Below are 24,047 nucleotides of genomic sequence, written 5' to 3'. Positions count from 1 at the left end.
CTGCGAGGCCCTTACCTGAGGGCACCCTATCTTTGCTCTTGACCTTCCCACGATTGGAACCTGCATTTTGATGCAAGTTCCAATCATGAAGCGTGGAGTATCGAGCAATGCTAGCCGCGAAAATCCAAGGAGATTCAACGAATCTCGCCGATTCGGCGTTCAGCTTGCCGATTGAGGGTATGACTTGCGCGTCGTGCGTAGCGCGCATCGAACGTTCGCTGAACAAGGTCGAAGGCGTTCAGTCCGTTAACGTCAATCTGGCGACGGAACGCGCCGACATTCAGGCCAGCGGTTTCGTCGATCGGAAGGCGCTGGTGCAGGCGGTCGAGGACGCCGGTTACAGCGTGCCGTCCGCGAGCGTCGAGTTGGCGGTGGAAGGGATGACCTGTGCATCCTGTGTCGGGCGTGTGGAACGGGCGATAAAAGCCATCCCCGGCGTCACCGAGGCCACCGTCAATCTGGCGATGGAGCGCGCGAGCGTGCGCGGCGCAGCCGATTTACAGGCGCTCATCGCCACGATCGCGAGCGCGGGATATACCGCGCGCCCGATCGAGGCGAGCGCAACGGGCGACGAGGAAACGGCCGAGCGCAAGGATGCCGAGCGCCGGGATCTCAAGCGGGACTTCACCATCGCCGCGGCGCTCGCCCTGCCGGTGTTTCTGCTCGAAATGGGCAGTCACGTCATTCCCGGCGCGCACGAACTGATCGGCCGGACGATCGGCATTCAGACGAGCTGGTATATTCAATTCGTCCTGACGACGCTGGTGCTCGCATTCCCCGGCATTCGTTTCTACGAGAAGGGCCTGCCCGCACTGGTGCGGCTCGCGCCCGACATGAACTCGCTAGTCGCGGTGGGCACGCTTGCCGCCTATGTCTATTCGCTGGTCGCCACCTTCGCTCCCGGCCTGCTGCCGGTGGGGACGGTCAACGTCTATTATGAAGCGGCGGCCGTCATCATCGCTCTGATCCTGCTGGGTCGCTATCTGGAAGCCCGCGCAAAGGGTCGAACGTCCGAGGCGATCAAGCGCCTCGTCGGGTTGCAGGCCAAGACGGCCCGCGTCCGTCGCGATGGCGCATTGGTGGAGGTTTCCATCAACGAAGTCGTCACCGGCGACATCATCGAGGTGCGTCCCGGCGAGCGTATTCCCGTCGATGGCGAAGTCACGGAAGGGGATAGCTACGTCGATGAGTCGATGATTACCGGCGAGCCGATCCCGGTCGCCAAGGTCGAAGGGGCAACGCTCGTCGGCGGAACCGTCAATCAAAAGGGCGCCTTGGCCTTCCGCGCAACCGCTGTCGGCCAGGCCACGATGCTGTCGCAGATCATTCGCATGGTCGAGCAGGCGCAAGGATCAAAGCTGCCGATCCAGGCGCTGGTGGACAAGGTGACGATGTGGTTCGTCCCCGCCGTGTTCGCGGTGGCGGCGCTGACTTTCGCCGCCTGGCTGTGGTTCGGCCCGTCGCCCGCCCTGACCTTCGCTCTGGTCAATGCAGTGGCGGTGCTCATCATCGCCTGCCCATGCGCCATGGGCCTTGCGACGCCAACAGCGATCATGGTGGGCACCGGGCGCGGCGCCGAACTGGGCATCCTGTTCCGCAAGGGGGAAGCTCTCCAGCTTCTCAAGGATGCCAGGGTCGTTGCCGTCGACAAGACCGGAACACTGACGGAGGGCCGCCCTGCGCTCACCGATCTTCAAGTTATGGATGAGTTCGACCGGACCAAGGTGCTGGGTCTGGTCGCCGCTGTCGAGGACAAGTCTGAGCATCCGATTGCCAGTGCGATCGTGGACGCGGCCAAGTCCGAAGGCATCGCATTGCCCGCGATCGACGACTTTGAATCCATCACTGGCTTTGGGGTCAAGGCGGTCGCTGGGAGAGAACTGGTCCAGATTGGCGCCGATCGCTACATGCGCGAGCTGGGGCTGGATGTCGGCGCTTTCGCCGCAACGGCTGAGCGGTTGGGCCAGGAAGGCAAGTCGCCGCTCTATGCCGCTATTGGCGGCCGCCTCGCGGCGATCGTCGCCGTGGCCGATCCGATCAAGGACACCACGCCCGCCGCCATCGCGGCACTGCACGCTTTGGGCCTCAAGGTCGCGATGATTACGGGCGATAACCGCATGACGGCGGAGGCCATCGCCCGCCAGCTCGGTATCGACGAAGTGATTGCCGAAGTGCTGCCCGATGGGAAGGTGGAGGCCATCGCCCGGCTCAAGGCGGAGCATGGCCGGGTCGCCTTCGTCGGCGATGGGATCAACGACGCGCCCGCCCTGGCGGCGGCCGACGTTGGCCTTGCCGTCGGCACTGGCACGGACATCGCGATCGAGGCGGCCGATGTTGTGCTCATGTCCGGTCATCTGAATGGCGTGGCGACGGCCATCGCGCTGTCGCGCGCGACGATCGGTAACATTCGCCAGAACCTGTTTTGGGCGTTCGCCTATAACACGGCGCTAATTCCGGTCGCTGCGGGCGCTCTCTATCCTGGCTGGGGCATCCTGTTGTCGCCGGTGTTCGCTGCGGGTGCTATGGCGATGTCGAGCATTTTTGTTCTGGGTAACTCGCTGCGCCTGCGCGGATTCCAGCCCCCTGAAAGGGCAATACCGATGGCACAGCATGGTTAAGGCACGAGAAGCATCATGAATATCGGACAAGCATCCAAGGCATCGGGCGTCTCTGCCAAGATGATCCGCTATTATGAGCAGACCGGCCTCATTCCGAAAGCCGATCGCAAGGATTCCGGCTATCGCGACTACTCGCCATCGGATGTCCATATGCTGCGGTTCATCCGGCGGGCGCGTGATCTCGGTTTCTCGGTCGCGGAGATCAATGAACTGCTGAGCCTCTGGCGGGACAAATCCCGCCAGAGCGCCGACGTGAAGCGGATCGCTCAGGCGCATATTGCCCAGCTCCAGGAGCGGATCGAAAGCCTCGAACAGATGACCGCCACGCTCGGGACACTGGTGGATTGCTGCGCGGGTGATGACCGGCCCGACTGTCCCATCCTCGCCGATCTGGAAGAACCCAGCGGCGAGCAGGATGTGCCAAGCCCGGCTACGGTAGGAACAGGGCGGCTTCGCCATCGCCCCTGAATGAATCAGGTTCCAAGCGGCGCTGTGTGATGCACCATCGTTCCCATCAGGAAGGAGCGGCCGCGCATGGCAACGCGTGTGAGTGAGAACTAGAAATCAGCTCCCGTCCTCGTCAATGGTGCCCGCGCCGTTGATGATGGCGGCGACGTTCGTGCCGTGGTCGGTCATGCCGGTCATAACGTCGTTCGTGGCGATCGTAACCATAACGCCGGTCGTAGCCACGATACCGCTGATCGTAGTAGCGGCCGTAGGAAGGCGCGACGTGGCCGCTGTTGCCGTGACGGCTTACGCTGCGTTCATGACTGCCGCGATCGCCATGATGCTGAGCCATCGCGACCGAAGGCGTCATGGCCGCAAGCGCGGCAGCGCCAAGTATCATCAGAAATTTCATTCTACCTCTCCTGGGCATCGAAAAGCCCAACGGAGCCAATTTGAAGAACGGCAATTGAACTCGCGGTGAATAGACGATTCATCGCTGCGGATCGCGCAGCAACGGCAGCATACGGTGAAGAACCTCGTCCTTGTCGAGGTAATGGTGTTTAAGCGCCCCAAGGACATGCAACCCTAGAACGACATAGATCGCCTTCACCATTGCCTTGTGAAGGCCACCCAGCGTCTCGGACAGTTCTTCCCCTTGCGGCACTGGTAAATTGGGGCCGGGGAGCGCACCGAAAAGTGGTGTTTCAGGGGAGCCGCCTGCCGAAGCTGCCGCCCACCCAAGGAGAGGTGCACCCATCATCAAAACATAGAACAGGATATGCGTGCCGCGCGCAATGATGCGTTCCCATGTCGTCATATTATCTGGAAAGGGGGGCCAGGGATGGGCGATGCGCCAGCCAAGCCGGACAAGGCTCAGCAACAGGACGGTGATTCCAACCGATTTGTGAAGCTGGTAATAGTCCAGCTTTTCGTTCGGGGCGGCTTCCTCCATCCAGCCACCGAAGGTCGCGTTGGCGAAGATCAGCACGAAGATGGTCCAGTGCAGCAGGATCGAAACCGTCGAATAGCGACTGCGTTGCTCGCGCATGGGCCTATCTCCTCTCAGGCCGGGTGCGGCTCTATAGTGACATGAACCAGCTCATCATGCACGCGCACACGTCTGGCGTAATCGTCGGGTGGCAAGGGGCGTTCCGCGACGAGCGCGACGATGGCGGCGAACTTGCCTGGCCCGACCCGCCAGATATGAAGATCCGTAATCCTGGCATCGCCGTCCTCGACCGCCTTCCGGATTTCTTCTTCAAGACTGGGATCGGCGGCGGCGTCGACGAGCACGGCCGAACTGTCGCGCAGCAGGCCCCATGACCAGCGGGCAATGACGGCCGCGCCGACGATGCCCATCGCCGCGTCCATCCAGCGCCAACCCAAATAAAGGCCGGCGAGGAGCGCGACGATGGCGAGCATGGAGGTGAGCGCGTCGGCCAGCACATGGAAATAGGCCGAGCGCAGATTGTTGTCATGCTCATGATGGGCATGACCGTGGCCGTGATGGTCATGGTGATCGAGATGATGGTCGCCGCCGAGCAGCCAGGCGCTGATGAGATTGACGATCAGGCCAAGGACCGCGATCCATATTGCTTCGGCATACGCGATGTCAGTCGGGGCAAGGAGCCGCCTCACGGATTCGACGCCGATGCCAAGCGCGATGATGGCAAGAACAAAGGCGCTGGCGAAACCGGCCAGCTCACCAACCTTGCCGGTTCCGAAGGTGAAACGTCGATCGCCCGCATGGCGCCGGGCATAGCTGTAGGCGAAGGCGGCGACACCGAGCGCACCGGCATGGGTCGCCATGTGGAAGCCGTCGGCAAGCAGCGCCATCGAGCCTGTGAGATAGCCGGCGGCGATTTCGCCAATCATCATGGCGAAAGTCAGGACGACGACGATGCGCGTGCGCCGGGCATTGTCGTCATGTGCCGCGCCAAGGAAATTGTGATCGTGCGCGAGAGCTTCGACCGATCGCGCAAGGTCCGGGCCGCGTGTCATTTGGAATAGCGCCGGATCACGGTCGCCAGTTCTGCCGCCCCCGTCGCCCGTTCGGCGTCGCCGAGACCAGGCTTTGCGACATGCTGGTCGAGATGATCAACGATGATTTCGTCCATCAGCCCGTTCACCGCGCCGCGCACTGCTGCGACGAGGTGAAGAATATCGGCGCAGGGCGCTTTCTCAGTCAGGCCGCGTTCCACGGCCGCGACTTGCCCAGCGATGCGCTTTACGCGGGCGAGGAGGTCGGAGTCGTTTCTGGAGAGGTGAGGCATAAGATACCCCCCTAGCCTATATTCAGGTATTCAACAAGGATCGGAGCGGTCTATGGTTTCACCGCAAAGCGCCATATGGGCGGCGTGCGCTGCATACCCTAAACGGTTTCTGCATCATTCCGGATGATCGTGCGTTGCTGGACCGCGAGGGATTTTCGGAATCTTGCCTGCCGAACCTTTTCAACACGCCGGTTCATCCAGTGCCGCACGAAGTTTTGATACATCCATTCGCGAGCCGTCCCCAAACGCTGCCTGTGGCGCGCGTAGAAGTCATCGGGACTGTCGAACAGCCCCAAGTCGGCGTTGATCCCCGTGCGCTGGATATAGGTGTCCTGCCCAAGCCAGTCGATCGGCGGCGACGACAGGCAATCGGTTCCGGCTCCGTAGCCGCACAGGCTGTTCGTCTCACCGGCAAATTTCGCCTGTAGCGCCTGAAGAAAGGGCCGATCCAGAATGAAGCCTTCGAGATTGATCCAGCGGCCATCATGCGCGATTTCGACCCAGCTATGAAGGATGCTGTTCGGGGCAAGGGGATAGACCAGCTCAGGGACAACGCCGCGCTGCAATCCCTTGTGGATGGTAAATCCGTGCAGGCGACACGGAATCTTCAGCGCCCGCAAAAGCGCCATCAACAAGGTTCCCTTGGTGTTGCACTGACCATAACCGTCCTTGAGAACCTTCGATGCGGGAATGTCATCGGACCTGTTGTAGCCGAAGGCGGTTTCGTCACGGACAAAAGCGTAAGCCTGTCCGATTCTTTCGAACGGGGTCAATGCACACCAACCCCGCGCCGCCAGGAGATCGCGGATGATTGGCGAGGCAAAGTCCAGCAAAGGCGTTTGTCGCAAGTATCGTTTGTCCATATCGCTCGCCTTCCTTCGGCGAGGGTTGCTGGAACGATTACGGCCTGTAGTAGCTATAGGGTCAAGGGCTTATTTGATTTTCCATCAGGGGGCAGGAAAGCGGGACGGTTTGTGCGCCTGATAGATCGAGATCGATCCGGTAGGCGTGCGGATGACTTGCGATTCATCGATCCCTTCAAAGCCCGCGGCCGCGAAGATGCCCGGCATACAGCCTGTGGCATTGGGTTCGGCCTTGTCGAAACCGTCAAGCATCTGCACCTGACGGAAAAGCGTCCGCATCCAAAAGGTGCGCTGCAACCCGTAATCGGCGACAAGCAACAGGCCACCCGTCGCGAGCGCGCGACACATGGCATCGGCGATCGCCTGCTTCACCCCCAGCGCGCATTGGTGAAAGACCAGGCTCGAAAGTATGACATCGCAGCCGCCGTCCTCGACCAGAGCGCCGATGCGGTCGCCCATCGCCTGATCCCATTGGATAGCGACGCCTGCCTTGGCCGCCTTTTCGCGCGCCAGTGCGAGGGCCGGCGCGTCGGGATCGACGGCCATGACGGTGCAATCGGGACGACGCTGTTTGATCTCGACCGCGAGCGTTCCCGTCCCGCATCCGACATCGACGATTTGCAGGCCGGGCCGGGGCGGGATGCGGCGCAGAAGCTCGGAGCGCCAGCGCCCTTCGCGCGTCATGAGCGCGATCATGCGGTCATAGTGGCGGGTCAGGGCAGGGCGGCCCAAGGGCGGCACATAGTCGGGCGCGTCGGAGATGAGGTCGGTCATAACTACGGCGTAGCGCCGTGCCGTGCCCGATGCTTGAACGTGGCGGCTATGGCGAAAGTCAGGCTGGCCGGAGCTGGCGGGCATTGATTCCGAACATGCGCTTGATGGTGCGCGCGAAGTGGGCGGCATCGGCAAAGCCCGCTTCATGGGCGGCCGCCGTGATCGTTCGGCCTTTCGCCAATCCGCTCGCGGCGAGCGCCATGCGTCGCCACAGCACATAGCGGCGAAGCGGGATACCGATCTGCGCTGCAAACAGATGGCGGAAACGGTCCGGCGAAAGTCCGGCGCGGGCCGCGAGCGGGGCGAGGCGAACCGGGCCTTCGGCAAGCGTGCTGTCGAGCAGCTTCATGGCGCCCTCCAGCCTGGAATCGTTCGTTGGAGTGATCTCGCCTTTAAGCCACGCGGTCCAGAAGGACGGCGCTGCATTGCCTGCATTGACGATCTTATACGGAAAGCCGGTGATGATTTCGGCAAGCTGCGTGCCCTGCCAGTGCAAGGTCGGCTCCACGAAATGCAGTTCGGCATCGGGATGTGGCAGCAGCCTGTGGCGCGCGCCGGGTTCAATGAGGACGCATTGCGCCGTGACCGCCCCGGTTTCGGTTTCGACGACAACCGGCGTCGCGGCGATCACGGCCTGGCCGGCAAAATGGCTATGGGCTTCGGATTCTCCCACGGCCCCGCGCCATGTCGCGGCAAACTGGCCGATTTCGAGATTTCCAAGCCATCGGTCATTCATCGGATGGTCGCGCCCCGCTCGATAAGGATCTGTTTGTCGGCGCAAGGGCTTCAATGATCCGGCAATCGCCGATGGTTTCCCCCCGGCAACGCTCCAGCGTCCGAACGAGTTCGGCCCGGAGCGCGCCAAGATCCGCGAGCTTGGTATCGATTTCCGCAATGTTCGCGGCGGTGATGGCGTCGACCTCGGCGCAAGGCGCGGCGCGGTCGTCGGCGAGCTTCAACAGCTTGCGGACCTGATCGAGCGTGAAGCCGAGATCGCGCGACCGGCGAATGAAGGACAGCCGATTAAGGTGCGCCTGTTCGTAGATGCGATAGTTGCCGGTGTTTCGGGCGGGCGCGGGAATAAGCCCTTCCTTCTCGTAGAAACGGATGGTTTCGACGCGCGTGTCCGTGCGTTTTGCGAGATCACCGATTTTCATGCTTGACCCTATAGCGGCTTCAGGGTGCATAGGTCCATGCCATATCCAACCGACTCGGACACGGACCATGGCTGACGACTGCTGCTCGAAGAAGGGCGAAACCCTCACGGAACTGGCGCGCAAGAAGGACCAGCGCCGGGTTCTCGTCATCGTCATGGTCATCAACCTCGCGATGTTCTTCGCAGAGTTCGGGGGCGGCCTTGTCGCCCGGTCCTCGGCGCTGATGGCCGATTCCGTCGACATGCTGGGCGATGCCTTCGTCTATGCCCTCAGTCTCTATGCGCTGCATCGCGGCGCGCGCTGGGAAGCCGGGGCCGCGATCGCCAAGGGCGGTATCATCCTTGTTTTTGGTATCGCGATCATCATCGAGATCGCGGACAAGATCGTGAACGGCGTGCCGCCATCGTCGAGCCTGATGCTGACCTTGGGCGGAATGGCGCTCGTTGCCAACCTTGTCTGCCTCGCGCTGCTGTGGCGCTTCCGCACCGCCAATGTGAATATGTCGAGCACTTTTGAATGCTCGCGCAATGATGTCGCGTCCAATATCGGCGTGCTGATCGCCGCGGGTCTGGTCGGTATGACAGGTTCCGCGTGGCCGGATATTGCGGTGGGTATGATTATCGCCCTCATCTTCCTGCGTTCTGCATGGCGTGTTCTGGCTGAGGCCATTCCAGCATGGCGTCAGGCACGTCCGTTGGCACCTGAGGTTCCGAGATGAAGCGAGCATGGTTTGACCCTTTCTTATCTGCTTCAGCAATCGCCATCTCTGTGATAGATGGCGGATAATGCGCCGAGTCTTGCTCATCCTTGCTGCATTTTTTGTAAGCCTGTCCTTGACAGGCGGTGCAGTTGCGCACGCTGGCGAGCCGCTTGCTTGCGTCGACAGTGAGGTTGCGGCAAGCATGGGCCACGTGTCGGGCGATAGTGATCAAGTTCCGTCCGATGCGGGCAAAGGCTATGTGCACCATCATGGCGGATGCCATGGCCATCAGGTTTGCGATACGGTGGCCAGCGGCGATTTGACGTCTGCATATCATGCGATGGACCGGCTGCTGCCTGCTGCATTGCAGTTCATTCCTGCATCCCCAACAGACCCCGCGCTACGCCCCCCAATAGCCTGACGATTCCGCGTTCACCGCGACTCTCGCGGTCTTCGGAATTTGTCAGGAGAATTGTTCATGCACCGCGTTGTCGCGGCCCTGATGGCTGTGGCGTCCTGCACGTCGATCGCGCAGGCGCAAACCGCCGCCCCGCCGCCTAGTTCATCCCCCCCATATACGCTCGAACGTGCGCTTGTTGCTGCCGGCGCGTCATCGCCAAGTCTGGAGGTCGCCAACGCCGGTGTGCGGGCGGCCGGTGCCGCGCGCACGGTCGCGGGTCTAAGGCCCAATCCGCAAGTCCAGGTCCAGGTCGAAAATGTCGGCGGATCGGGCGCCTATCGTGGCACCCAAAGCGCCGAATCCACGGCGGGCCTCGCCTTGCCGATCGAACTCGGCGGCAAGCGGTCCGCACGCATCGCCGTCGCCGATTCGCGCAGCGTCCGCGCGCGCCTCGAAGCGGCGATTGCGCTCAGCGATCTTCGCGAGCGTGTCACCCAAACCTATATCGCCGCGGCCTCGGGTGAGCGCCGTGTCGAGATAGCCCGTCAACTCGCCGGCTTCGCGGACGCGGGGTTTCGGGCGGCAAGCACGCGGGTCGCCGCCGGCGCCGCTTCTCCGATCGAACAGCAACGGGCCGATGTCCAACGGGTCAACGCCAATGTCGCGCTTGAACGTGCGACACGGGAGGCGGCGGTCGCGCGGGAAAATCTCGTGCGGCTGGTCGGCGAGCCGGTTGCCGGTCCTCTCGATGCCGGTTGGTTTGATCGTGTCGGTGTTTACGGGCCGGCGTTGCCAAGATCGGCAGACGGCACGCTCATCCTCGCGGCCGCTGAAGCCGACGTGGCGACCGCGAACGCGCAGGTGCGCCTCGCCCGCGCGCAACGCATTCCGGATGTCACGCTGACCGCCGGCGCCCGGCGTCTGTCCGCGACCAACGACATGGCGGCGATCTTCGGGGTCAGCATTCCCTTTCCTCTGTTCAACAATGGCCGCGCGGCAGTGAGTCAGGCCGAGGCCGAGCGACAGGGGGTCGATGCAAGGCGGCGTGTCACCATTCTCGACACCGAACAGGCCATTGCCAGCGCGCAGGCTGAGCTAGCCAACGCCGCCGCCGCCGCCCGATCGGCGGGCGGCCCGGCACTGGCGGCCGCGACCGAAGCGGCGCGCATCGCGAGGATCGGCTACGCGCAAGGCAAGTTCAGCCAACTTGACTTGCTCGATGCGGAGCGAACCCTGGCCGACACCAAGGCCGCCGCCGTCGATGCGCTGGTTGCCTATCACGACGCCGAGGCCCGCCTTGCGCGCCTGACCGCGCCTGCGCCTGACCTCGGGGGAGCAACGCCATGAGCGCGCTTTCCTCAAGCAGCCGTATTCCCGGCATTCCTTTCCTAGAGCTGGACGCGCGCCGCGTGGGTCATCGCTCCATCCGTTTCGGAGACTTTCAATGATAACACAGGACAAGCGACTCCTTGGCGGCGTCGCAGGCGCCGTGCTGCTGGCAGCGGTCGGCGGCTTCAGCGTCGCGAGATGCACGGCCGACCCTTCGGCGACAACCGCTCCCGCCGAGAAGAGCGATGAAAGCGAGACACCCCCCGACAGTCTGGCGATGACGGCCGATGCGATCCGCGAGGCCGGTATCGCCGTCGAGACCATCCGCGCGGGCGGACTTGGTTCGGAGATCGTGGTGCAAGGCCAGGTCACGGCGGCGCCCGCAGGCGAAGCGCTGGTTACGGCGCGTGCCGGCGGCGCGGTGACGCGGGTGTTCAAGCGGCTCGGCGATCCTGTCCGTGCCGGTGAGGCGTTGGCGGTGGTCGAAAGTCGCGACGCGGCGCAAATCGCCGCCGATCGGACGGCCGCTTCGGCAAGAGCCGTGCTTGCCCAAAAGAACCTCGCGCGTGAGCGCTATCTATTCGATCAAAAGGTTTCGGCGCGCGTCGATCTTGAACGGGCGCAGGCGGAAGCGGCAGCGGCGGAAGCCGAAGCGCGGCGCGCGCAAGTCTCGGCAGGCGCGGCGAACGTCACCAGCGACGGGCGCGGCGTAATCGTGGCGAGCCCGATCGCCGGGAGGGTCACGTCTGAAAATGTCAGCCTCGGTGCTTTCGTCCAACCGGAGACCGAACTGTTCCGGGTCGCCGATCCGAGTAAGATCCAGGTCGAGGCCGCGATCAGTCCCGGCGACGTCACGCGGCTTGCGGCAGGCGATCGAGCGATCGTCGAACTCGTCGACGGGCGAACGGTCGAAGGCCGCGTGCGCGCGGTCACGCCGACCCTGAGTGGTGAGACCCGCTCGGCGACGGCGCTGGTCGAGGTGCCAGGCGGGATTCTTCAGCCCGGCCTTGGCGTGCGTGTCCGCCTGATGCCGAGTCAGGGCGCAGCGACGAATGCGATCGTCGTCCCCGAGGATGCCGTGCAAAGCGTCGACGGGCGTGATGCCGTCTTCGTCCGCACACAGCAGGGCTTCCGTGCGCGGTTCGTGACGCTCGGCCAGCGCAGCGCCGGCAGGGTCGAGATCGTCTCCGGCCTCCAGTCGGGCGCAATCATCGCCACCCGCAACGCTTTTCTGCTCAAGGCCGAACTCGGCAAGGGCGCGGGCGAGGAGGAATAAGCCATGATCGCAAGTCTCATGGCGCTGTCCGTCCGCGCACGATGGGCGGTGCTGTTCCTCTTCCTCGCAGTCGCCGGCCTTGGCCTGTGGCAGCTCACCAAGCTGCCGATCGACGCGGTTCCCGACATCACCAACAAACAAGTCCAGATCAATACTATCGACCGCGGCCTCTCGCCGGTCGAGATGGAAAAGCTCGTCACCTATCCGATCGAAACCGCTCTCGCGGGCATTCCTGGCCTCGAAACCACGCGTTCGCTCTCGCGCAACGGGTTCAGCCAGGTCACGGCGATCTTCTCGGATTCGACCGATCTCTATTTTGCACGGCAGCAAGTCGGTGAGCGGCTTGTCCAGGCGCAAGAGAATCTGCCCCAGGGCGTGCAGCCGCAAATCGGGCCGGTGACGACGGGGCTTGGCGAAGTCGTCATGTATACGGTCGGCTATGCCAATCCCGATGGACGCGGCGCCAAAAAGGTCGCCGGGCAACCGGGCTGGCAACCGGACGGCAGCTATCTCACGGCCGAAGGTGACCGCCTGACCGATGAGATCGCGAAGGCTGGTTATCTGCGCACGGTGCAGGATTGGATCATCCGGCCCCAACTCCGCACGGTTCCCGGTGTCGCCGGCGTCGACTCGATCGGCGGCTATGCCAAGACCTTCGTGGTCGAGCCCGATCCGGTGAAGCTGTCGAGCTACGGCATTTCCTACACCGAGCTGGGCGAAGCGCTCGAAGCCGCCAATCTCGCGGTCGGCGCCAACTATTTCAATCGCGGCGGCGAAGCCTATCTCGTCCGTGCCGACGCTCGCATCCGCTCGGTCGACGAGATCCGCAACGCGGTCGCCGCGACGCGGGGCGGGATTCCGATCACGATCGGACAGATCGCCAATGTCAGGATCGGCGGCGATCTACGCACCGGCGCCGCGAGTATGAACGGCCAGGAGGCGGTCGTCGGCACGGCCCTGATGCTGATCGGCGAGAACAGCCGTGTCGTCGCGCAGGCTGTCAATGAGAAGCTCGACCAGGTGAAGTCGACCCTGCCGCCGGGAGTCGAAGTGAAAGTGGTCCTTGACCGCGCCAAGCTGGTCAATGCCACGGTCGGCACCGTCGAGCGGAACCTGACCGAAGGCGCCCTGCTGGTCGCCGCTTCGCTGTTCCTGCTGCTCGGCAACTGGCGGGCGGCGATCATCGCCGTGCTGGTGATCCCCTTCTCCTTCCTGATGATGGCGATGGGCATGAACGCCTTCGGGGTGCCGGGTAATCTGATGAGTCTTGGCGCGCTCGATTTCGGGCTGATCGTCGACGGTGCGGTCATCATCATCGAAAACTGTCTGGCGCGCCTCGCGCACCGGCAGGAACATGAAGGCCGCTTGCTCAGCTTGCGCGAACGGCTCGAAGAGACGATGCGCGCCAGCCAGGAGATGATCAAACCGACCGTATTCGGTCAGGCGATCATCCTGCTCGCCTTCGCGCCCTTGCTGATGTTCACTGGCGTCGAGGGCAAGACCTTCTCGCCGATGGCTATCACCATCATGCTCGCGCTGGTGGCGGCGTTCATCCTCGCGATCACGCTGGTTCCGGCCCTCGTCGCCCTGCTCATCCGCGGCAGGGTCGCCGAGAAGGAAGTCTGGCTGATCCGCAAGTCGAAGGAGCGCTATCTGCCGCTGCTCGACAAGGCGATCGCGCGGCCCTGGCCGTTCATCGGAGGGGGCCTGGCCTTCTTCCTCGCGGCGGTGCCGGCGTTCGGGCTGTTGGGGTCCGAGTTCATTCCCCAGCTCGACGAAAAGAATCTCGCGCTCGCTTCGACCCGCGTGCCTTCGGTGAGCCTCGAACAATCGCTCGCCATGCAGCGCGGCGTCGAGCGGGCTGTCACCAAACTGCCCGAAGTCGAGCTGATGTTCTCGAAGACCGGCACGGCCGAAGTCGCGACCGATCCGATGCCGCCCAACGTCTCCGACGGCTTCGTGATCCTGAAACCTCAGGATCAATGGTCCAAGGACGTCGAGTCCAAGGCGGATGTCGTCGAGCGCATCGAGAAGGCGGCCGGCGGCAAGATGGGTCAGCTCTACGAGGTCAGCCAGCCCATTCAGTTGCGCTTCAACGAGCTGATCGCGGGCGTGCGCGGCGACGTCGCGATCAAGCTTTATGGCGACGATCTCGACAAGATGTCGGCGGCCGCCAACGAGATCGTGCGCGTCCTCCAGTCGATCCCCGGCGCGGCGAGCGTCAAGGCGGACCAGACCGGCGGCGCGCCGACGCTCGATGTCCGCTTCGATCGGGCCGCGATCGCCCGTTACGGCCTGACTGTGCAGGAAGTGGCGGACACCGTGGCGGCCGCGATGGGCGGTCGCGCATCGGGCCTCCTGTTCGAGGGCGATCGCCGGTTCGACATCACTGTGCGGGTGCCGGAAGCCACGCGGGTCAATCTCGATGACGTGCTGGCCCTTCCGGTGCTCCTGCCACAGCAGGAGGGGCAAGCGCGCCGCTCGGTCCCGCTCGCGCAGGTTGCACAGATCCGGTTCACCGAAGGGCTGAACCAGATCAGCCGCGAGAACGGCAAGCGCCGGGTCGTCATCCAGGCCAATTTGCAAGGGCGCGATGCCGGATCGTTCGTTGCCGAGGCGCAGGCCAAGGTCGCGCAGGTGAAATTGCCTGCGGGCTATTATCTGGAGTGGGGCGGGCAGTTCCAAAGCCTCCAGGCGGCCTCGCAGCGGCTGTCGATCGTCGTGCCGCTCTGCTTCCTGGCGATCTTCGGGCTGCTCTACATGGCGCTGGGCGGGTTCGGCCGGGCCGCGGCGGTATTCCTCGCAGTCCCATTGGGACTTGCCGGTGGTGTGTTCACGCTGGCGCTGACCGGCATCGCATTCTCGGTGTCGGCGGCGGTGGGCTTCATCTGTCTCGCCGGCGTTGCCGTTCTCAATGGCCTGGTGGTGATGTCCGCGATCCGCGAGCGGATCGAGGCGGGCCACCCGCTCGCCGAAGCCATCCGCGCAGGCATGGCCGAGAAGATGCGCGCGGTCGTGATGACAGGGTTCGTGCCCGCGATCGGCTTCGTGCCGATGGCGCTCGCAACTGGCACCGGCGCTGAAGTTCAGAAGCCGCTCGCAACGACCGTGATCGGCGGCCTCATCGCGGCGACCATCCTGACCCTGCTGGTGCTGCCCGCAATCGCGAAGGTGGTCCTGGGAGTGAAGGTCCAATGGAAGAAGAAAAGGACGCCGCCCCCCGGTGGCGAGCCGGTCGTTGCTGAAGGAGAGGGATGATGAAGAAGAATGCCCGAAAACTGCTCCGCATCTATACTGATGAGTCGGCCTATATCGGCGACCGCAAGGTGTTCGAATATATCGCCTCACTGGCCCGTGACCGGCAAATGGCTGGTATCACCGTGCTGGAAGCGCTGCTCGGTTTCGGCAGTTCGGCGCAGGTCCATCGCCGCCTTGTCCTCGAAAACGATCGCGCGCTGGTTATCGAGATTGTCGATTTCGAGGACGCCTTGCGAGCGTTCGTCGCCTTGCTCGACGACCTTCCCGACATCGGCCTTGTAACGCTGGAAGCCGTCGAAGTCATTGGCGGGAAGGGCATGAAGGCCGATCCCGGAGAGCAAGCGTGATGCTCCCGATCAACGCGGCAGGACGGGTTCGCTTGGCGCGCCCGTCCGTCGCCTGTCGCTTCCGTCGTCGCCTGCGGGCTCGCTTGGCGCGCCGCCGGCCACGTGTCGGCCACAAGGGATTCTCCCATGTTCACCGTCGACCATTCCCTCCATCTGGCTGTTCCTCTGGCGCGGGTCTGGCGGCTGCTCGCGGACGTCGATCGCTATCGGGACTGGCATCCGTTCGTCATCCTCAAGCGCGATTCCGACGAGCCCCGCAAGATCACCTACACCTATCGCAGGCGGGGCGCGGAACAATTCACAGTGGAAACCGAGATTTCGAAGCTCGACCGCCAGCGGATCATCGCCTGGCGTGTCGGGGTTCGGTGGGTGCTCGAAATCGAGGAGAGCTTTGTCGTCGCCAAGGAAGTGCAAGGCACTCATCTGGTGCATGGCATGTGCTGCACCGGATTCTTGGCCTTCCTGTTCTGGCCGCTGTTCAGGCGCGGCTTGCGCAATGTTCTCATGCTGACCGACAGGTCGCTCGCCGCGCATCTCAAGCGCGCGACCACCATCGCGCGATATTCCCAGCCAAGACGCGGGCTTTAGCCGAAGAGACGCTGGCGTCTGCTGGCCGCGGCCAGAACGCCCATAATTTCCGTTCAAAAGCAGGAGCAAATCATGGTCGATAATCCAGCCCATCAAGGACTTTCCTGTCCCGTTTGCCGCGTCGATCTCGTGATGAGCGACAGGCAAGGCATCGAAATCGATTATTGCCCGCAATGCCGGGGCGTGTGGCTCGATCGGGGCGAACTCGACAAGATCATCGAGCGCAGCCTTGCCGGGACCGCGAGTGGATCGCCGTCCGGCGCCCGCGACGAGCGCTCCTACGGCGACGAACGTGGCCATGAATATGGCCACGGTCATGGTCATGGCTCGCGCGGGCGGCATGGTCGCAGAAGCTTTCTGCGGGATCTGTTCGATTGAGCTGCATGGATCGGCCGCCCACGAGACCAGTCCCTCACGTGCGAGAACGGCCCGCGCCATGGGCGTCCCCCTGCGTCCATGGCGAACGAATCCGAAGCGGACGGCACGGGATGAGCGGGGCGTCTCGCTTCCGTCTCGCCCTGGGCGCTCTCGCACTGGTGGGAGCGACGGGCCTGTCGGGCTGTTCGGCCGAGTCTGACAGCGGCGACAGGTCCGGGCGGAAGGACGCGTTCGTCCGGTCGCCGATCGGCAGTCACCTCTACGCCTGTTCCGATGGGTCGAAGGTCGAAGTCGATTTCCTCGACGACGGATTGACGATCGATCTTAGATCGCCGCCGAATGGTGCGCCGGAACGGCTGTCCGCGCCCGCCAGCGGCGTCCCGTTCGTCGGCGAGAACGTCAATGTGGCGCTATCGGACGGCGCCAGGATGACCGTGATCCGCTCCAATGCGAAGGCCGGCACCTGTCAGCGGGCGAACCGCACGGGAAGCGAGCATCCTCATGCGTCCCCTGATCCGCGTCCGTCCGGCGGCGACAGCGCCGCCACACCATTCCAGAAAGGATGAGCGATGATCCAAAAGCTTCGGCTCGATATTCCGCTGTTGCTGCCCGATGTCACCGACGTCGCGGATGCTTGCGTGACGCGGCTGATCGGCTCGCTCGAAAGCCGGGAGGGCGTTGACGAGATCCATGCCATAAAGCCGTCTGGCGGCGAGCCGGCGAAGCTGTGCATCCATTACGAGCCCGACCGTGTTTCCCTCCAGCGCATTCGCGAGCTGGCCAAGGCTGCGGGAGCCGATCTCGCCGAACGCTTCGGCCATGTAGGCTGGGACGTCGAAGGCATCACACACCAGCGCCGCGCGCGGACCGTCACCGACCAGCTCCGGGCTATTGACGGCGTGCTTGAGGCTGAGGCCAATGTGGCGGGCGTGGTCCGGGTCGAGTTCGACCGCTCCCTGACGAATGAAGATGCCCTCAAGGACGGCCTTGCCGCGATGAATGTGCGGCTCCGGACCCTTGCCCCGGACACCGAACAGGCCGCCGCGGCCCGTCCGGTCAACGACAATCACGCGGCCGACGGCGAGGTCCACGACCATGACCATGGTGCCGGCGAGACGCACGACCATGAACACGCACATGGCGGCATCTTCGGCGCCAATACGGAGCTGATCTCCGCGCTGGCGTGCGGCGCTCTGCTCGGCACAGGCTTCGCCGTTGAGAAGCTGGTCGCGGCGTCGCCGGGTTGGTTGCCGACGGCATTTTATGTCGCGGCTTATTTTTTCGGCGGTCTCTTCACGCTGCGCGAGGCGATCGACAATCTGAAGCTGCGCAAGTTTGAGATTGACACGCTGATGCTGGTTGCGGCCGCAGGCGCGGCGGCGCTGGGGGCATTTGCGGAAGGCGCGCTGCTGCTGTTCCTGTTCAGCCTCGGTCACGCGCTGGAACATTACGCCATGGGGCGGGCCAAGCGGGCGATCGAGGCGTTGGCGGAGCTTGCGCCGCGCACCGCGACGGTCCGTGACGCGAACGGAAGCACGCGTGAGGTGGCGGTCGAAGATCTCAAGGTTGGCGAAATCGTGGTAGTCAAGCCCGATGAGCGCGTTGCGGCCGATGGCTTCGTCGTCAAGGGGATCACCGCGATCAACCAGGCGCCGGTGACAGGCGAGAGTATGCCGGTCGACAAGCGCCCGGTGATGGATGTTGCGATCGCGCGCGCCAATCCCGATCGAGTCGATGCCGCGAGCCGGGTCTTTGCCGGCACGATCAATGGCAGCGGGCTTATCGAGATAGCGGTGACGCGCCAGTCAAGCGACAGCACGCTCGCCAAGGTCGTCAAGCTGGTGAGCGAAGCCGAAACGCAGAAGTCGCCGACGCAGCGTTTCACGGACAAATTCGAACGATATTTCGTGCCGATCGTGCTCGGCATTGCCTTCTTCATGCTGTTCGCCTGGGTGGTGGTCGACGAACCGTTCCGCGACAGCTTCTACCGCGCGATGGCCGTCCTCGTGGCGGCGAGCCCCTGTGCGCTGGCGATCGCTACCCCCAGCGCGGTCCTGTCCGGGGTTGCCCGCGCCGCGCGGGGCGGCGTGCTTGTCAAAGGCGGCGCGCCGCTCGAACTGCTCGGCTCGCTCGACGCCATCGCCTTCGACAAGACCGGCACGCTCACTATCGGCGAGCCGCGCATCGAGCAGATCATTCCGGCGACCGGCGTGGACAAGCAGGAGCTTATGGCCATTGCCGTCGCGGTCGAAGCCTTGAGCGATCATCCGCTGGCACAGGCGATCGCGCGCGACGGGGGCGATTATGTCGGAGACCGTTCCATCCCGCAGGCCGAAAGCCTGAAGAGCCTGACGGGTCGCGGCGTCTCAGCCCTTGTCGGTGAGGATGAAATCCTGATCGGCAAGGCCGAGATGTTCGGCGCCGACGGCATTGCGCCGCTGTCGGCCGAGATGACGGCCGTGATCGAGAAGCTGCGTGAAGGCGGCCAGACGAGCATGGTCGTCCGGCGCGGTGACAAGGACCTGGGCGCGATCGGCCTGCTCGACACGCCGCGCGAAGCGGCCCGGACCGCGCTGGAAAAGCTGCACGCGATCGGCATCAAGCGGATGATTATGATCTCGGGCGACCATCAGCGCGCCTCTGAAGCCATCGCCAGGGAAGTCGGCATCGACGAGGCGTGGGGCGATCTCATGCCGGAGGATAAGGTCGAGGCGATCAAGAAGTTGCGCGCCGAAACCAGGGTCGCGATGGTCGGGGATGGCGTCAACGACGCACCGGCAATGGCGACGGCGACGGTCGGCATCGCCATGGGCGCGGCGGGTTCCGACGTCGCATTGGAGACGGCCGATGTCGCGCTGATGGCCGACGATCTGTCGCACTTGCCGTTTGCGGTCGGACTCAGCCGCACCACGCGCTCGGTGATCCGGCAGAACGTCTTCGTCAGCCTCGGCGTGGTCGCCCTGCTCGTCCCGGCGACGATCCTCGGACTTGGCATTGGCCCGGCGGTCGCGGTCCATGAAGGATCGACGTTGCTCGTCGTGTTCAACGCTCTCCGGTTGCTGGCCTATCGCGATGCGGAGGGACGGCGATGAACAGACCCGTGGCTGCGTTCTGCGAAACCCTCCCAATCTGGATGGGGTCTTCCCAATGACCTTTCCACCGTGGTCCGAAGCCCTCACGCACATCTTCAGCCTGGCGATCGCTTATGCCCTTGCGCTGCCGGTGGGCTGGGATCGCGAGAAGGATGAACGCAGCGCCGGCATTCGGACCTTTCCGCTGGTGGCGATCGCCAGTTGCGGCTTCGTGCTCGTCGGCATCGCCATTCTCGGGCGCACCTCGCCGGCGCAAGCGCGTCTGCTGGAGGGCTTGATTACCGGCGTCGGCTTTATCGGCGGCGGTGCAATCCTGAAGCATGGCGGGAAAGCGTCGGGGACGGCGACCGCCGCCAGCCTGTGGGCGACCGGCGCGCTGGGCGCGGCGGTCGGCTACGGACTTTACGACATCGCGCTGGTGCTCAGCCTGACCACTTTCCTGACGTTGCGCTGCTCGCGTCCGCTCAAGCGCGCGACTCATGACGACACGGGCGCATCGGACAGTCGGTGAAGCATATCTGGTCCTCCGACGTCCGCTTGAAGCGGCGCTTGCGGGTTCTGGTCGATCGGGCTCGGGCCAATCGGCCTGTGACCGATCTCGAAATTCGCAAGGAGGACCGGCATGTGCGGCTCGACCGCTGGGCGGCCTTGCTGGAACGCGATCCCTGCCAGACTATCGGGCTTCTCTCGCCATCATGGGCCGGCGGGGACCAGCGCGGGCCATTGATCCCGAGCGCGATCGATGTCGCATGGGAAGATCCGATCCTGCGCGTCATGGGCCTGAAGAGCCGTGCGCGCGGTGATGTGAAGGCATTTTTCGGTCTGTCGGACGCCGAGCTGGACCGGATCGTCTCCGGGTCCTGGCGCGTCCCGATGCGGCCAGCCTGGCAGGTCGCAGCGCGCATAAGGAATGTCGGCGATCCACGCGTGGAAAGGCTGGTCCTGGCGAGCGTCACAGCAATCATCCTGGTCTTCGTCGCGGTCGTCGAATGGCTGCGATGACGGGCCTGTTCCGAGAAAATATCTGATGTCAGCGATACTCTGCCCACTCCTCGCCGATCATGCCCCGGAAGGCGATGCGCCATGAAATGGCTGATCGCCTTCGATCTTGACGGAACCCTTGCCGAGAGCAAGCGCCCCTTGTCGGGCGAGATGGCGGCATTGCTTGCTCGCCTGCTCGCTTTGGCGGACGTCGCGGTGATCTCGGGGGGTGACTGGCCGCAATTCCACAGGCAGGTCGCCGCGCGATTACCGGCTGATGCAGCGCGCGAGCGACTATGGTTGATGCCGACCACGGGCACCAAGCTCTATCGCTTCATCAACGGCGAGTGGCGCGCGGTCTATGCCGAGCTTTTCGATGAAACGGAGAAGGTGACGATCCGTGCGGCCTTTGACCGCGCGCTGTCGGCGGTGGGACTCGCCGATGAGCGGACCTGGGGGGAACGGATCGAGGACCGGGGAAGCCAGATTACCTTCTCTGGCCTGGGCCAGCACGCACCATTGCGAGCGAAAGAGGGCTGGGACCCGGACCGCGCCAAGCGCGCTGCCCTCCAATTAGCGCTGCGCGCGGCGCTGCCGGGCCTGTCGGTCAACCTTGGCGGCACCACTTCGATCGACGTGACGCGCGAAGGCGTCGACAAAGGCTACGGTCTGAAGCGGCTGAGCGAAGAAAGCGGGGTGCCGCTGGCTGGAATGCTGTTCCTCGGCGATGCGATCTATCCCGGTGGCAACGACTATCCCGCCGCGCAAGTCGGGGTCGACGTGGTGAAGGTGCGCGATGTCGATGAGACCGCGGCCGTCATGTCAGCGATCATCGCATGTTTGAAGCGCTGAGCCTCGCTGCCGGTGCTCGCCGTGCTCAAAGCCGCGCGATTGCCTGCTTTTCGCGAAACAATGGAGATAAGCAATGAACGCATTCCCAAGGCTGATCTGGATTGCCCTGCCGCTGGTTGCGGCGAGCCCCGCTCATGGCGAAACCCTGCGCGAAGCGTTGATCCATGCCTATCGCACCAACCCCAGCCTGACCGGGGCGCGGGCTGGCTTGCGCGCCACGGATGAAGGCGTGCCGATCGCAAAGGCGGCGGGGCGCCCGGCATTGAGCGCGACCGCCGATTATCAGGAATTTGTCGTCCGGTCGGCCAACAGCTTTTCCGCGCCCTTGCGGGCCGCGAGCGCGAACGCCAACCTGTCGTTTCCGCTCTATCAGGGCGGCCGCGTTAAGAATGCGATCCGCGCGGCCGATGCGCGGGTGGAATCGGGACGCGCGAACCTGCGCTTTACCGAAGCCGATCTCTTCACTGCGATTGTCTCGGTTTACATGGACGTCATGCGCGATGAGGCGATCGTGGGCCTCAACCGCCGCAATGTTGCGGTCCTCGAAACCAACCTTCAGGTCACGCGGGATCGCTTCGAGGTTGGGGATCTGACCCGCACCGATGTTGCGCAATCGGAAGCGCGTCTCGCCGTCGCCCAAGGGCAGCTAGAAACGGCGCTCGCGCAACTCGATACCAGTCTGGAAAATTATCTCCGGTTTGTCGGTCTGCCCGCGCGCGAGCTTGAGCCACCGCCTGCGCTGCCGGGTCTGCCGCAATCGCCTGCCGATGCCGTCGCCATCGCCGTCGAAAACAATCCTCAGCTCATCGCGGCCAAGGCGGATGCCAGGGCGGCGCGCTATGACGTCCGTGTCGCAGCCGCCTCGCGCCTGCCCACGCTCGCGCTCGTGGGAAGCAGCGGCTACAACAACTATCTGGGCACGCTCGCGGGCAATATCCCCGGACGCGTGTTCCAGCAAGCTCAAACCACGGCGACCGTCGGGCTTTCAGCGACGATCCCGCTTTATCAAGGGGGCCTGCCCGCTGCCCAAGTGCGGCGCGCGACGGCGCTGGAAAGCCAGGCAATCGAGCAGATCGTCTTCATCGAACGGCGCGTCGTTGCCGAAGCGCGCGCCGCCTATTCGCGCTATCTGGCCGCGCAAACGGTGATCCAGTCGTCCAAGACTGCGATCGCGGCCAACACGCTCGCGCTTGAGGGCGTTCGGGCGGAAAATAGTGTAGGCACACGCAATGTCCTCGACGTGCTCAACGCCGAACAGGAATTGCTCAACAGCCGCGTCCAGCTCGTCACGGCTGAGCGCGACGCCTATGTTGCCGGATTCACGCTGCTGGCGGCAATGGGGCGGGCCGAAGCACGCGACCTCAATCTGTTTGGCGGCACACTGTTCGAGCCCGGATTCCGATGACCGCGATCCGGCACCGGCGTCTGCGCTCCCTAATCGAAAGGAGATTGCTGTGATATATGCCTTCAAGGATAGTGACTTTCCGCGCCGCATCGCCCTGTCACGAAGCCTTCTGCTGGTGTTGCCTCTGGCCGCGCTGCTGTCGGGATGCTCCGACACCGACACGGCCGGTAGATCGGGCAAGAACGAGACAGAGGCTCGGCCCGTGGCGCTGCCGCCCCCGATCGTTGCAAGCCATACCTATCGGTGTGTCGGCGGCGACGTCATTTACGTGGATTTTCTCAAGGGCGAATTGTCGATCAATGTGAGGTTGGGATCTGCCGGTCCCTCGGTTCGGCTGACCGCTCCCGCCGCCGACAGCGCCTATACCGGAAATGGCATGACGCTTACCGTTTCCGGCAAGGACATCGATGTTCGCGAGACAGGAAAGCCTTCGCGCAATTGCACGCGGGCCTGAGGACCGTAGGGGTTTTGATGCCAGTGCTCGCCTATACGATCGTTCCGGTCACGGCTATCGTCGCCGGAGCGCTTCTGTCGCTGTTGCGCACACCCGGCCCGAGCTTTGTGAGCGCCATGCAGCATCTTGCCGCCGGCGTGGTGTTCGCAGCGGCGGCGACCGAAATTCTGCCGCAGATCAAGCATGATGCCGCTCCGGTCGCGACGCTTATCGGCGGCGCGATCGGCGTCGGCGCCATGCTGCTGCTGAAAGCACTGGAGGAAAGAGCCACGGGCTCGCTGGCGATGGTGGGCGCCGTCGCCATCGACATTCTTGTCGACGGCCTGGTGCTGGGCCTCGCGTTTCTCGCCGGCGAGAAAGCGGGCCTGCTGCTGACGATCGCGCTTACGCTGGAGGTGATGTTCCTCGGCGTGACCGTCACGAGCGACCTTCGCGAGAAGGTGCGTGCAGCCTGGAAGGTGGTCGCGATCGTGGCGGCGATCGGTCTCCTTCTGCCCGTCGGCGCGGTTCTCGCGACGCCGGTGGCGGTGCTGCCGCAACCCTTCATCATCGCCTTCCTGAGCTTTGGTCTGATGGCCTTGCTCTATCTCGTCACCGAAGAGCTGCTGGTGGACGCGCACGAAAGGCCCGACAGTCCACTCATCAGCGGCATGTTCTTCGCAGGCTTCCTTGGACTGCTCATCATCGAGGAGCTTATGTGAGTGCGCGGCCAAGGGAGAGAATAGATCATCGGCCAAAACAACATTGAGATCGGTGCCGTGCCGACGACATCGCATTGACGGTATCGAGGTGGTGATTGCCGCGTGAGACAAGCCAATATTCGACGACTCGAATCTCGAAGTATCGCAAACATAA

Annotated in this window: 25 protein-coding genes; 17 read left to right on the top strand and 8 right to left on the bottom strand. The window is 63.9% G+C overall.

The genetic code is table 11. The features are described from left to right. Positions 1-107 precede the first annotated feature (107 nt). Together SZ64_RS00225 and cueR are read left to right on the top strand one after the other, a co-directional pair. Positions 108-2,618, top strand: a complete 2,511-nt coding sequence (locus tag SZ64_RS00225) for a heavy metal translocating P-type ATPase (RefSeq protein ID WP_054528977.1) — start codon at positions 108-110, stop codon at positions 2,616-2,618. Between the two features lie 15 nt (positions 2,619-2,633). Beyond that, positions 2,634-3,086 carry a Cu(I)-responsive transcriptional regulator gene (gene cueR, locus SZ64_RS00220; protein ID WP_054528976.1) on the top strand — a complete coding sequence of 151 codons (453 nt, stop codon included), beginning with the start codon at positions 2,634-2,636 and terminating at the stop codon, positions 3,084-3,086. A 112-nt stretch (positions 3,087-3,198) separates the two neighbouring features. Here the strand turns inward: cueR and SZ64_RS18395 are convergent, their stop codons facing one another. The 8 genes from SZ64_RS18395 to SZ64_RS00185 all read right to left on the bottom strand — a co-directional run bounded on the left by SZ64_RS18395 (position 3,199) and on the right by SZ64_RS00185 (position 8,132). Next, positions 3,199-3,477: a hypothetical protein gene (locus SZ64_RS18395; RefSeq protein ID WP_156313359.1), complete on the bottom strand. Its 279-nt coding sequence runs from the start codon at positions 3,475-3,477 to the stop codon at positions 3,199-3,201. Between the two features lie 78 nt (positions 3,478-3,555). Beyond that, a complete protein-coding gene (locus SZ64_RS00215) occupies positions 3,556-4,113 on the bottom strand; it encodes a cytochrome b (RefSeq protein ID WP_054528975.1) in 558 nt (185 codons plus the stop codon). Between the two features lie 14 nt (positions 4,114-4,127). Further along, on the bottom strand, positions 4,128-5,066 hold the full coding sequence (gene dmeF, locus SZ64_RS00210; protein WP_054528974.1) for a CDF family Co(II)/Ni(II) efflux transporter DmeF: 939 nt from the start codon (positions 5,064-5,066) through the stop codon (positions 4,128-4,130). Continuing rightward, entirely contained in the window at positions 5,063-5,338 is a 276-nt protein-coding gene (locus SZ64_RS00205; RefSeq protein ID WP_054528973.1) for a metal/formaldehyde-sensitive transcriptional repressor, read from the bottom strand. The genes dmeF and SZ64_RS00205 overlap by 4 nt, the downstream gene beginning before the upstream one ends. Positions 5,339-5,436: 98 nt before the next feature. After that, the gene (locus tag SZ64_RS00200) at positions 5,437-6,201 is read right to left on the bottom strand and encodes a transglutaminase family protein (protein WP_082384351.1); all 765 of its coding nucleotides are present in this window, start codon (positions 6,199-6,201) and stop codon (positions 5,437-5,439) included. An 84-nt stretch (positions 6,202-6,285) separates the two neighbouring features. Further along, positions 6,286-6,975, bottom strand: coding sequence for a class I SAM-dependent methyltransferase (locus SZ64_RS00195; protein ID WP_082384350.1), 690 nt, complete (start codon positions 6,973-6,975; stop codon positions 6,286-6,288). A gap of 58 nt (positions 6,976-7,033) precedes the next feature. Next, positions 7,034-7,711 (bottom strand): helix-turn-helix transcriptional regulator, encoded by a 678-nt coding sequence (locus SZ64_RS00190; RefSeq protein ID WP_054528972.1) that lies wholly within the window; start codon positions 7,709-7,711, stop codon positions 7,034-7,036. Further along, positions 7,704-8,132, bottom strand: coding sequence for a helix-turn-helix domain-containing protein (locus tag SZ64_RS00185; RefSeq protein ID WP_054528971.1), 429 nt, complete (start codon positions 8,130-8,132; stop codon positions 7,704-7,706). Before SZ64_RS00185 ends, SZ64_RS00190 begins: the two co-directional genes overlap by 8 nt. Positions 8,133-8,199: 67 nt before the next feature. Between SZ64_RS00185 and SZ64_RS00180 the strand changes: the two genes are divergently transcribed. From SZ64_RS00180 to SZ64_RS00105, 15 genes are all read left to right on the top strand, one after another. After that, positions 8,200-8,850, top strand: coding sequence for a cation transporter (locus SZ64_RS00180; RefSeq protein ID WP_054528970.1), 651 nt, complete (start codon positions 8,200-8,202; stop codon positions 8,848-8,850). Between the two features lie 460 nt (positions 8,851-9,310). Then, entirely contained in the window at positions 9,311-10,579 is a 1,269-nt protein-coding gene (locus SZ64_RS00170) for a TolC family protein (RefSeq protein ID WP_054528968.1), read from the top strand. Positions 10,580-10,676: 97 nt separating this feature from the next. Beyond that, positions 10,677-11,837: an efflux RND transporter periplasmic adaptor subunit gene (locus SZ64_RS00165; RefSeq protein WP_054528967.1), complete on the top strand. Its 1,161-nt coding sequence runs from the start codon at positions 10,677-10,679 to the stop codon at positions 11,835-11,837. 3 nt (positions 11,838-11,840) lie between these two features. Next, positions 11,841-15,095 carry a CusA/CzcA family heavy metal efflux RND transporter gene (locus SZ64_RS00160; protein WP_156313357.1) on the top strand — a complete coding sequence of 1,085 codons (3,255 nt, stop codon included), beginning with the start codon at positions 11,841-11,843 and terminating at the stop codon, positions 15,093-15,095. Further along, positions 15,095-15,442, top strand: coding sequence for a DUF190 domain-containing protein (locus tag SZ64_RS00155; protein ID WP_054528966.1), 348 nt, complete (start codon positions 15,095-15,097; stop codon positions 15,440-15,442). The genes SZ64_RS00160 and SZ64_RS00155 overlap by 1 nt, the downstream gene beginning before the upstream one ends. Positions 15,443-15,568: 126 nt before the next feature. Next, entirely contained in the window at positions 15,569-16,030 is a 462-nt protein-coding gene (locus tag SZ64_RS00150) for an SRPBCC family protein (RefSeq protein ID WP_054528965.1), read from the top strand. Positions 16,031-16,102: 72 nt separating this feature from the next. Continuing rightward, positions 16,103-16,408 carry a zf-TFIIB domain-containing protein gene (locus tag SZ64_RS00145; RefSeq protein ID WP_082384347.1) on the top strand — a complete coding sequence of 102 codons (306 nt, stop codon included), beginning with the start codon at positions 16,103-16,105 and terminating at the stop codon, positions 16,406-16,408. 110 nt (positions 16,409-16,518) lie between these two features. Continuing rightward, on the top strand, positions 16,519-16,974 hold the full coding sequence (locus SZ64_RS00140; protein ID WP_054528963.1) for a hypothetical protein: 456 nt from the start codon (positions 16,519-16,521) through the stop codon (positions 16,972-16,974). Between the two features lie 3 nt (positions 16,975-16,977). Then, complete coding sequence (locus SZ64_RS00135) at positions 16,978-19,500, top strand: heavy metal translocating P-type ATPase (protein WP_054528962.1); 2,523 nt, start codon at positions 16,978-16,980, stop codon at positions 19,498-19,500. A 55-nt stretch (positions 19,501-19,555) separates the two neighbouring features. Next, on the top strand, positions 19,556-20,011 hold the full coding sequence (locus SZ64_RS00130) for an MgtC/SapB family protein (RefSeq protein ID WP_054528961.1): 456 nt from the start codon (positions 19,556-19,558) through the stop codon (positions 20,009-20,011). A 77-nt stretch (positions 20,012-20,088) separates the two neighbouring features. Next, entirely contained in the window at positions 20,089-20,502 is a 414-nt protein-coding gene (locus tag SZ64_RS00125; RefSeq protein WP_241772935.1) for a hypothetical protein, read from the top strand. 81 nt (positions 20,503-20,583) lie between these two features. Then, positions 20,584-21,333 carry an HAD-IIB family hydrolase gene (locus SZ64_RS00120; RefSeq protein WP_054528959.1) on the top strand — a complete coding sequence of 250 codons (750 nt, stop codon included), beginning with the start codon at positions 20,584-20,586 and terminating at the stop codon, positions 21,331-21,333. Positions 21,334-21,406: 73 nt separating this feature from the next. Then, positions 21,407-22,738, top strand: coding sequence for a TolC family outer membrane protein (locus tag SZ64_RS00115; protein ID WP_241772934.1), 1,332 nt, complete (start codon positions 21,407-21,409; stop codon positions 22,736-22,738). A gap of 49 nt (positions 22,739-22,787) precedes the next feature. Then, on the top strand, positions 22,788-23,192 hold the full coding sequence (locus tag SZ64_RS00110; protein WP_241772933.1) for a hypothetical protein: 405 nt from the start codon (positions 22,788-22,790) through the stop codon (positions 23,190-23,192). Positions 23,193-23,209: 17 nt separating this feature from the next. Next, entirely contained in the window at positions 23,210-23,893 is a 684-nt protein-coding gene (locus tag SZ64_RS00105) for a hypothetical protein (RefSeq protein ID WP_054528958.1), read from the top strand. The last annotated feature ends 154 nt before the right edge of the window (positions 23,894-24,047 follow it).

Source organism: Erythrobacter sp. SG61-1L (assembly GCF_001305965.1).
Taxonomy (GTDB): Bacteria; Pseudomonadota; Alphaproteobacteria; order Sphingomonadales; family Sphingomonadaceae; genus Andeanibacterium.
This window is presented reverse-complemented; position numbering and strand designations above follow the sequence as displayed.

Bases quoted from the DNA above. Each gene is read 5' to 3' on its own strand.
- SZ64_RS00225 (WP_054528977.1), top strand. From the start codon at position 108: ATGCTAGCCGCGAAAATCCAAGGAGATTCAACGAATCTCGCCGATTCG.
- cueR (WP_054528976.1), top strand. From the start codon at position 2,634: ATGAATATCGGACAAGCATCCAAGGCATCGGGCGTCTCTGCCAAGATG.
- SZ64_RS18395 (WP_156313359.1), bottom strand. From the start codon at position 3,477: ATGAAATTTCTGATGATACTTGGCGCTGCCGCGCTTGCGGCCATGACG.
- SZ64_RS00215 (WP_054528975.1), bottom strand. From the start codon at position 4,113: ATGCGCGAGCAACGCAGTCGCTATTCGACGGTTTCGATCCTGCTGCAC.
- dmeF (WP_054528974.1), bottom strand. From the start codon at position 5,066: ATGACACGCGGCCCGGACCTTGCGCGATCGGTCGAAGCTCTCGCGCAC.
- SZ64_RS00205 (WP_054528973.1), bottom strand. From the start codon at position 5,338: ATGCCTCACCTCTCCAGAAACGACTCCGACCTCCTCGCCCGCGTAAAG.
- SZ64_RS00200 (WP_082384351.1), bottom strand. From the start codon at position 6,201: ATGGACAAACGATACTTGCGACAAACGCCTTTGCTGGACTTTGCCTCG.
- SZ64_RS00195 (WP_082384350.1), bottom strand. From the start codon at position 6,975: ATGACCGACCTCATCTCCGACGCGCCCGACTATGTGCCGCCCTTGGGC.
- SZ64_RS00190 (WP_054528972.1), bottom strand. From the start codon at position 7,711: ATGAATGACCGATGGCTTGGAAATCTCGAAATCGGCCAGTTTGCCGCG.
- SZ64_RS00185 (WP_054528971.1), bottom strand. From the start codon at position 8,132: ATGAAAATCGGTGATCTCGCAAAACGCACGGACACGCGCGTCGAAACC.
- SZ64_RS00180 (WP_054528970.1), top strand. From the start codon at position 8,200: ATGGCTGACGACTGCTGCTCGAAGAAGGGCGAAACCCTCACGGAACTG.
- SZ64_RS00170 (WP_054528968.1), top strand. From the start codon at position 9,311: ATGCACCGCGTTGTCGCGGCCCTGATGGCTGTGGCGTCCTGCACGTCG.
- SZ64_RS00165 (WP_054528967.1), top strand. From the start codon at position 10,677: ATGATAACACAGGACAAGCGACTCCTTGGCGGCGTCGCAGGCGCCGTG.
- SZ64_RS00160 (WP_156313357.1), top strand. From the start codon at position 11,841: ATGATCGCAAGTCTCATGGCGCTGTCCGTCCGCGCACGATGGGCGGTG.
- SZ64_RS00155 (WP_054528966.1), top strand. From the start codon at position 15,095: ATGAAGAAGAATGCCCGAAAACTGCTCCGCATCTATACTGATGAGTCG.
- SZ64_RS00150 (WP_054528965.1), top strand. From the start codon at position 15,569: ATGTTCACCGTCGACCATTCCCTCCATCTGGCTGTTCCTCTGGCGCGG.
- SZ64_RS00145 (WP_082384347.1), top strand. From the start codon at position 16,103: ATGGTCGATAATCCAGCCCATCAAGGACTTTCCTGTCCCGTTTGCCGC.
- SZ64_RS00140 (WP_054528963.1), top strand. From the start codon at position 16,519: ATGAGCGGGGCGTCTCGCTTCCGTCTCGCCCTGGGCGCTCTCGCACTG.
- SZ64_RS00135 (WP_054528962.1), top strand. From the start codon at position 16,978: ATGATCCAAAAGCTTCGGCTCGATATTCCGCTGTTGCTGCCCGATGTC.
- SZ64_RS00130 (WP_054528961.1), top strand. From the start codon at position 19,556: ATGACCTTTCCACCGTGGTCCGAAGCCCTCACGCACATCTTCAGCCTG.
- SZ64_RS00120 (WP_054528959.1), top strand. From the start codon at position 20,584: ATGAAATGGCTGATCGCCTTCGATCTTGACGGAACCCTTGCCGAGAGC.
- SZ64_RS00115 (WP_241772934.1), top strand. From the start codon at position 21,407: ATGAACGCATTCCCAAGGCTGATCTGGATTGCCCTGCCGCTGGTTGCG.
- SZ64_RS00105 (WP_054528958.1), top strand. From the start codon at position 23,210: ATGCCAGTGCTCGCCTATACGATCGTTCCGGTCACGGCTATCGTCGCC.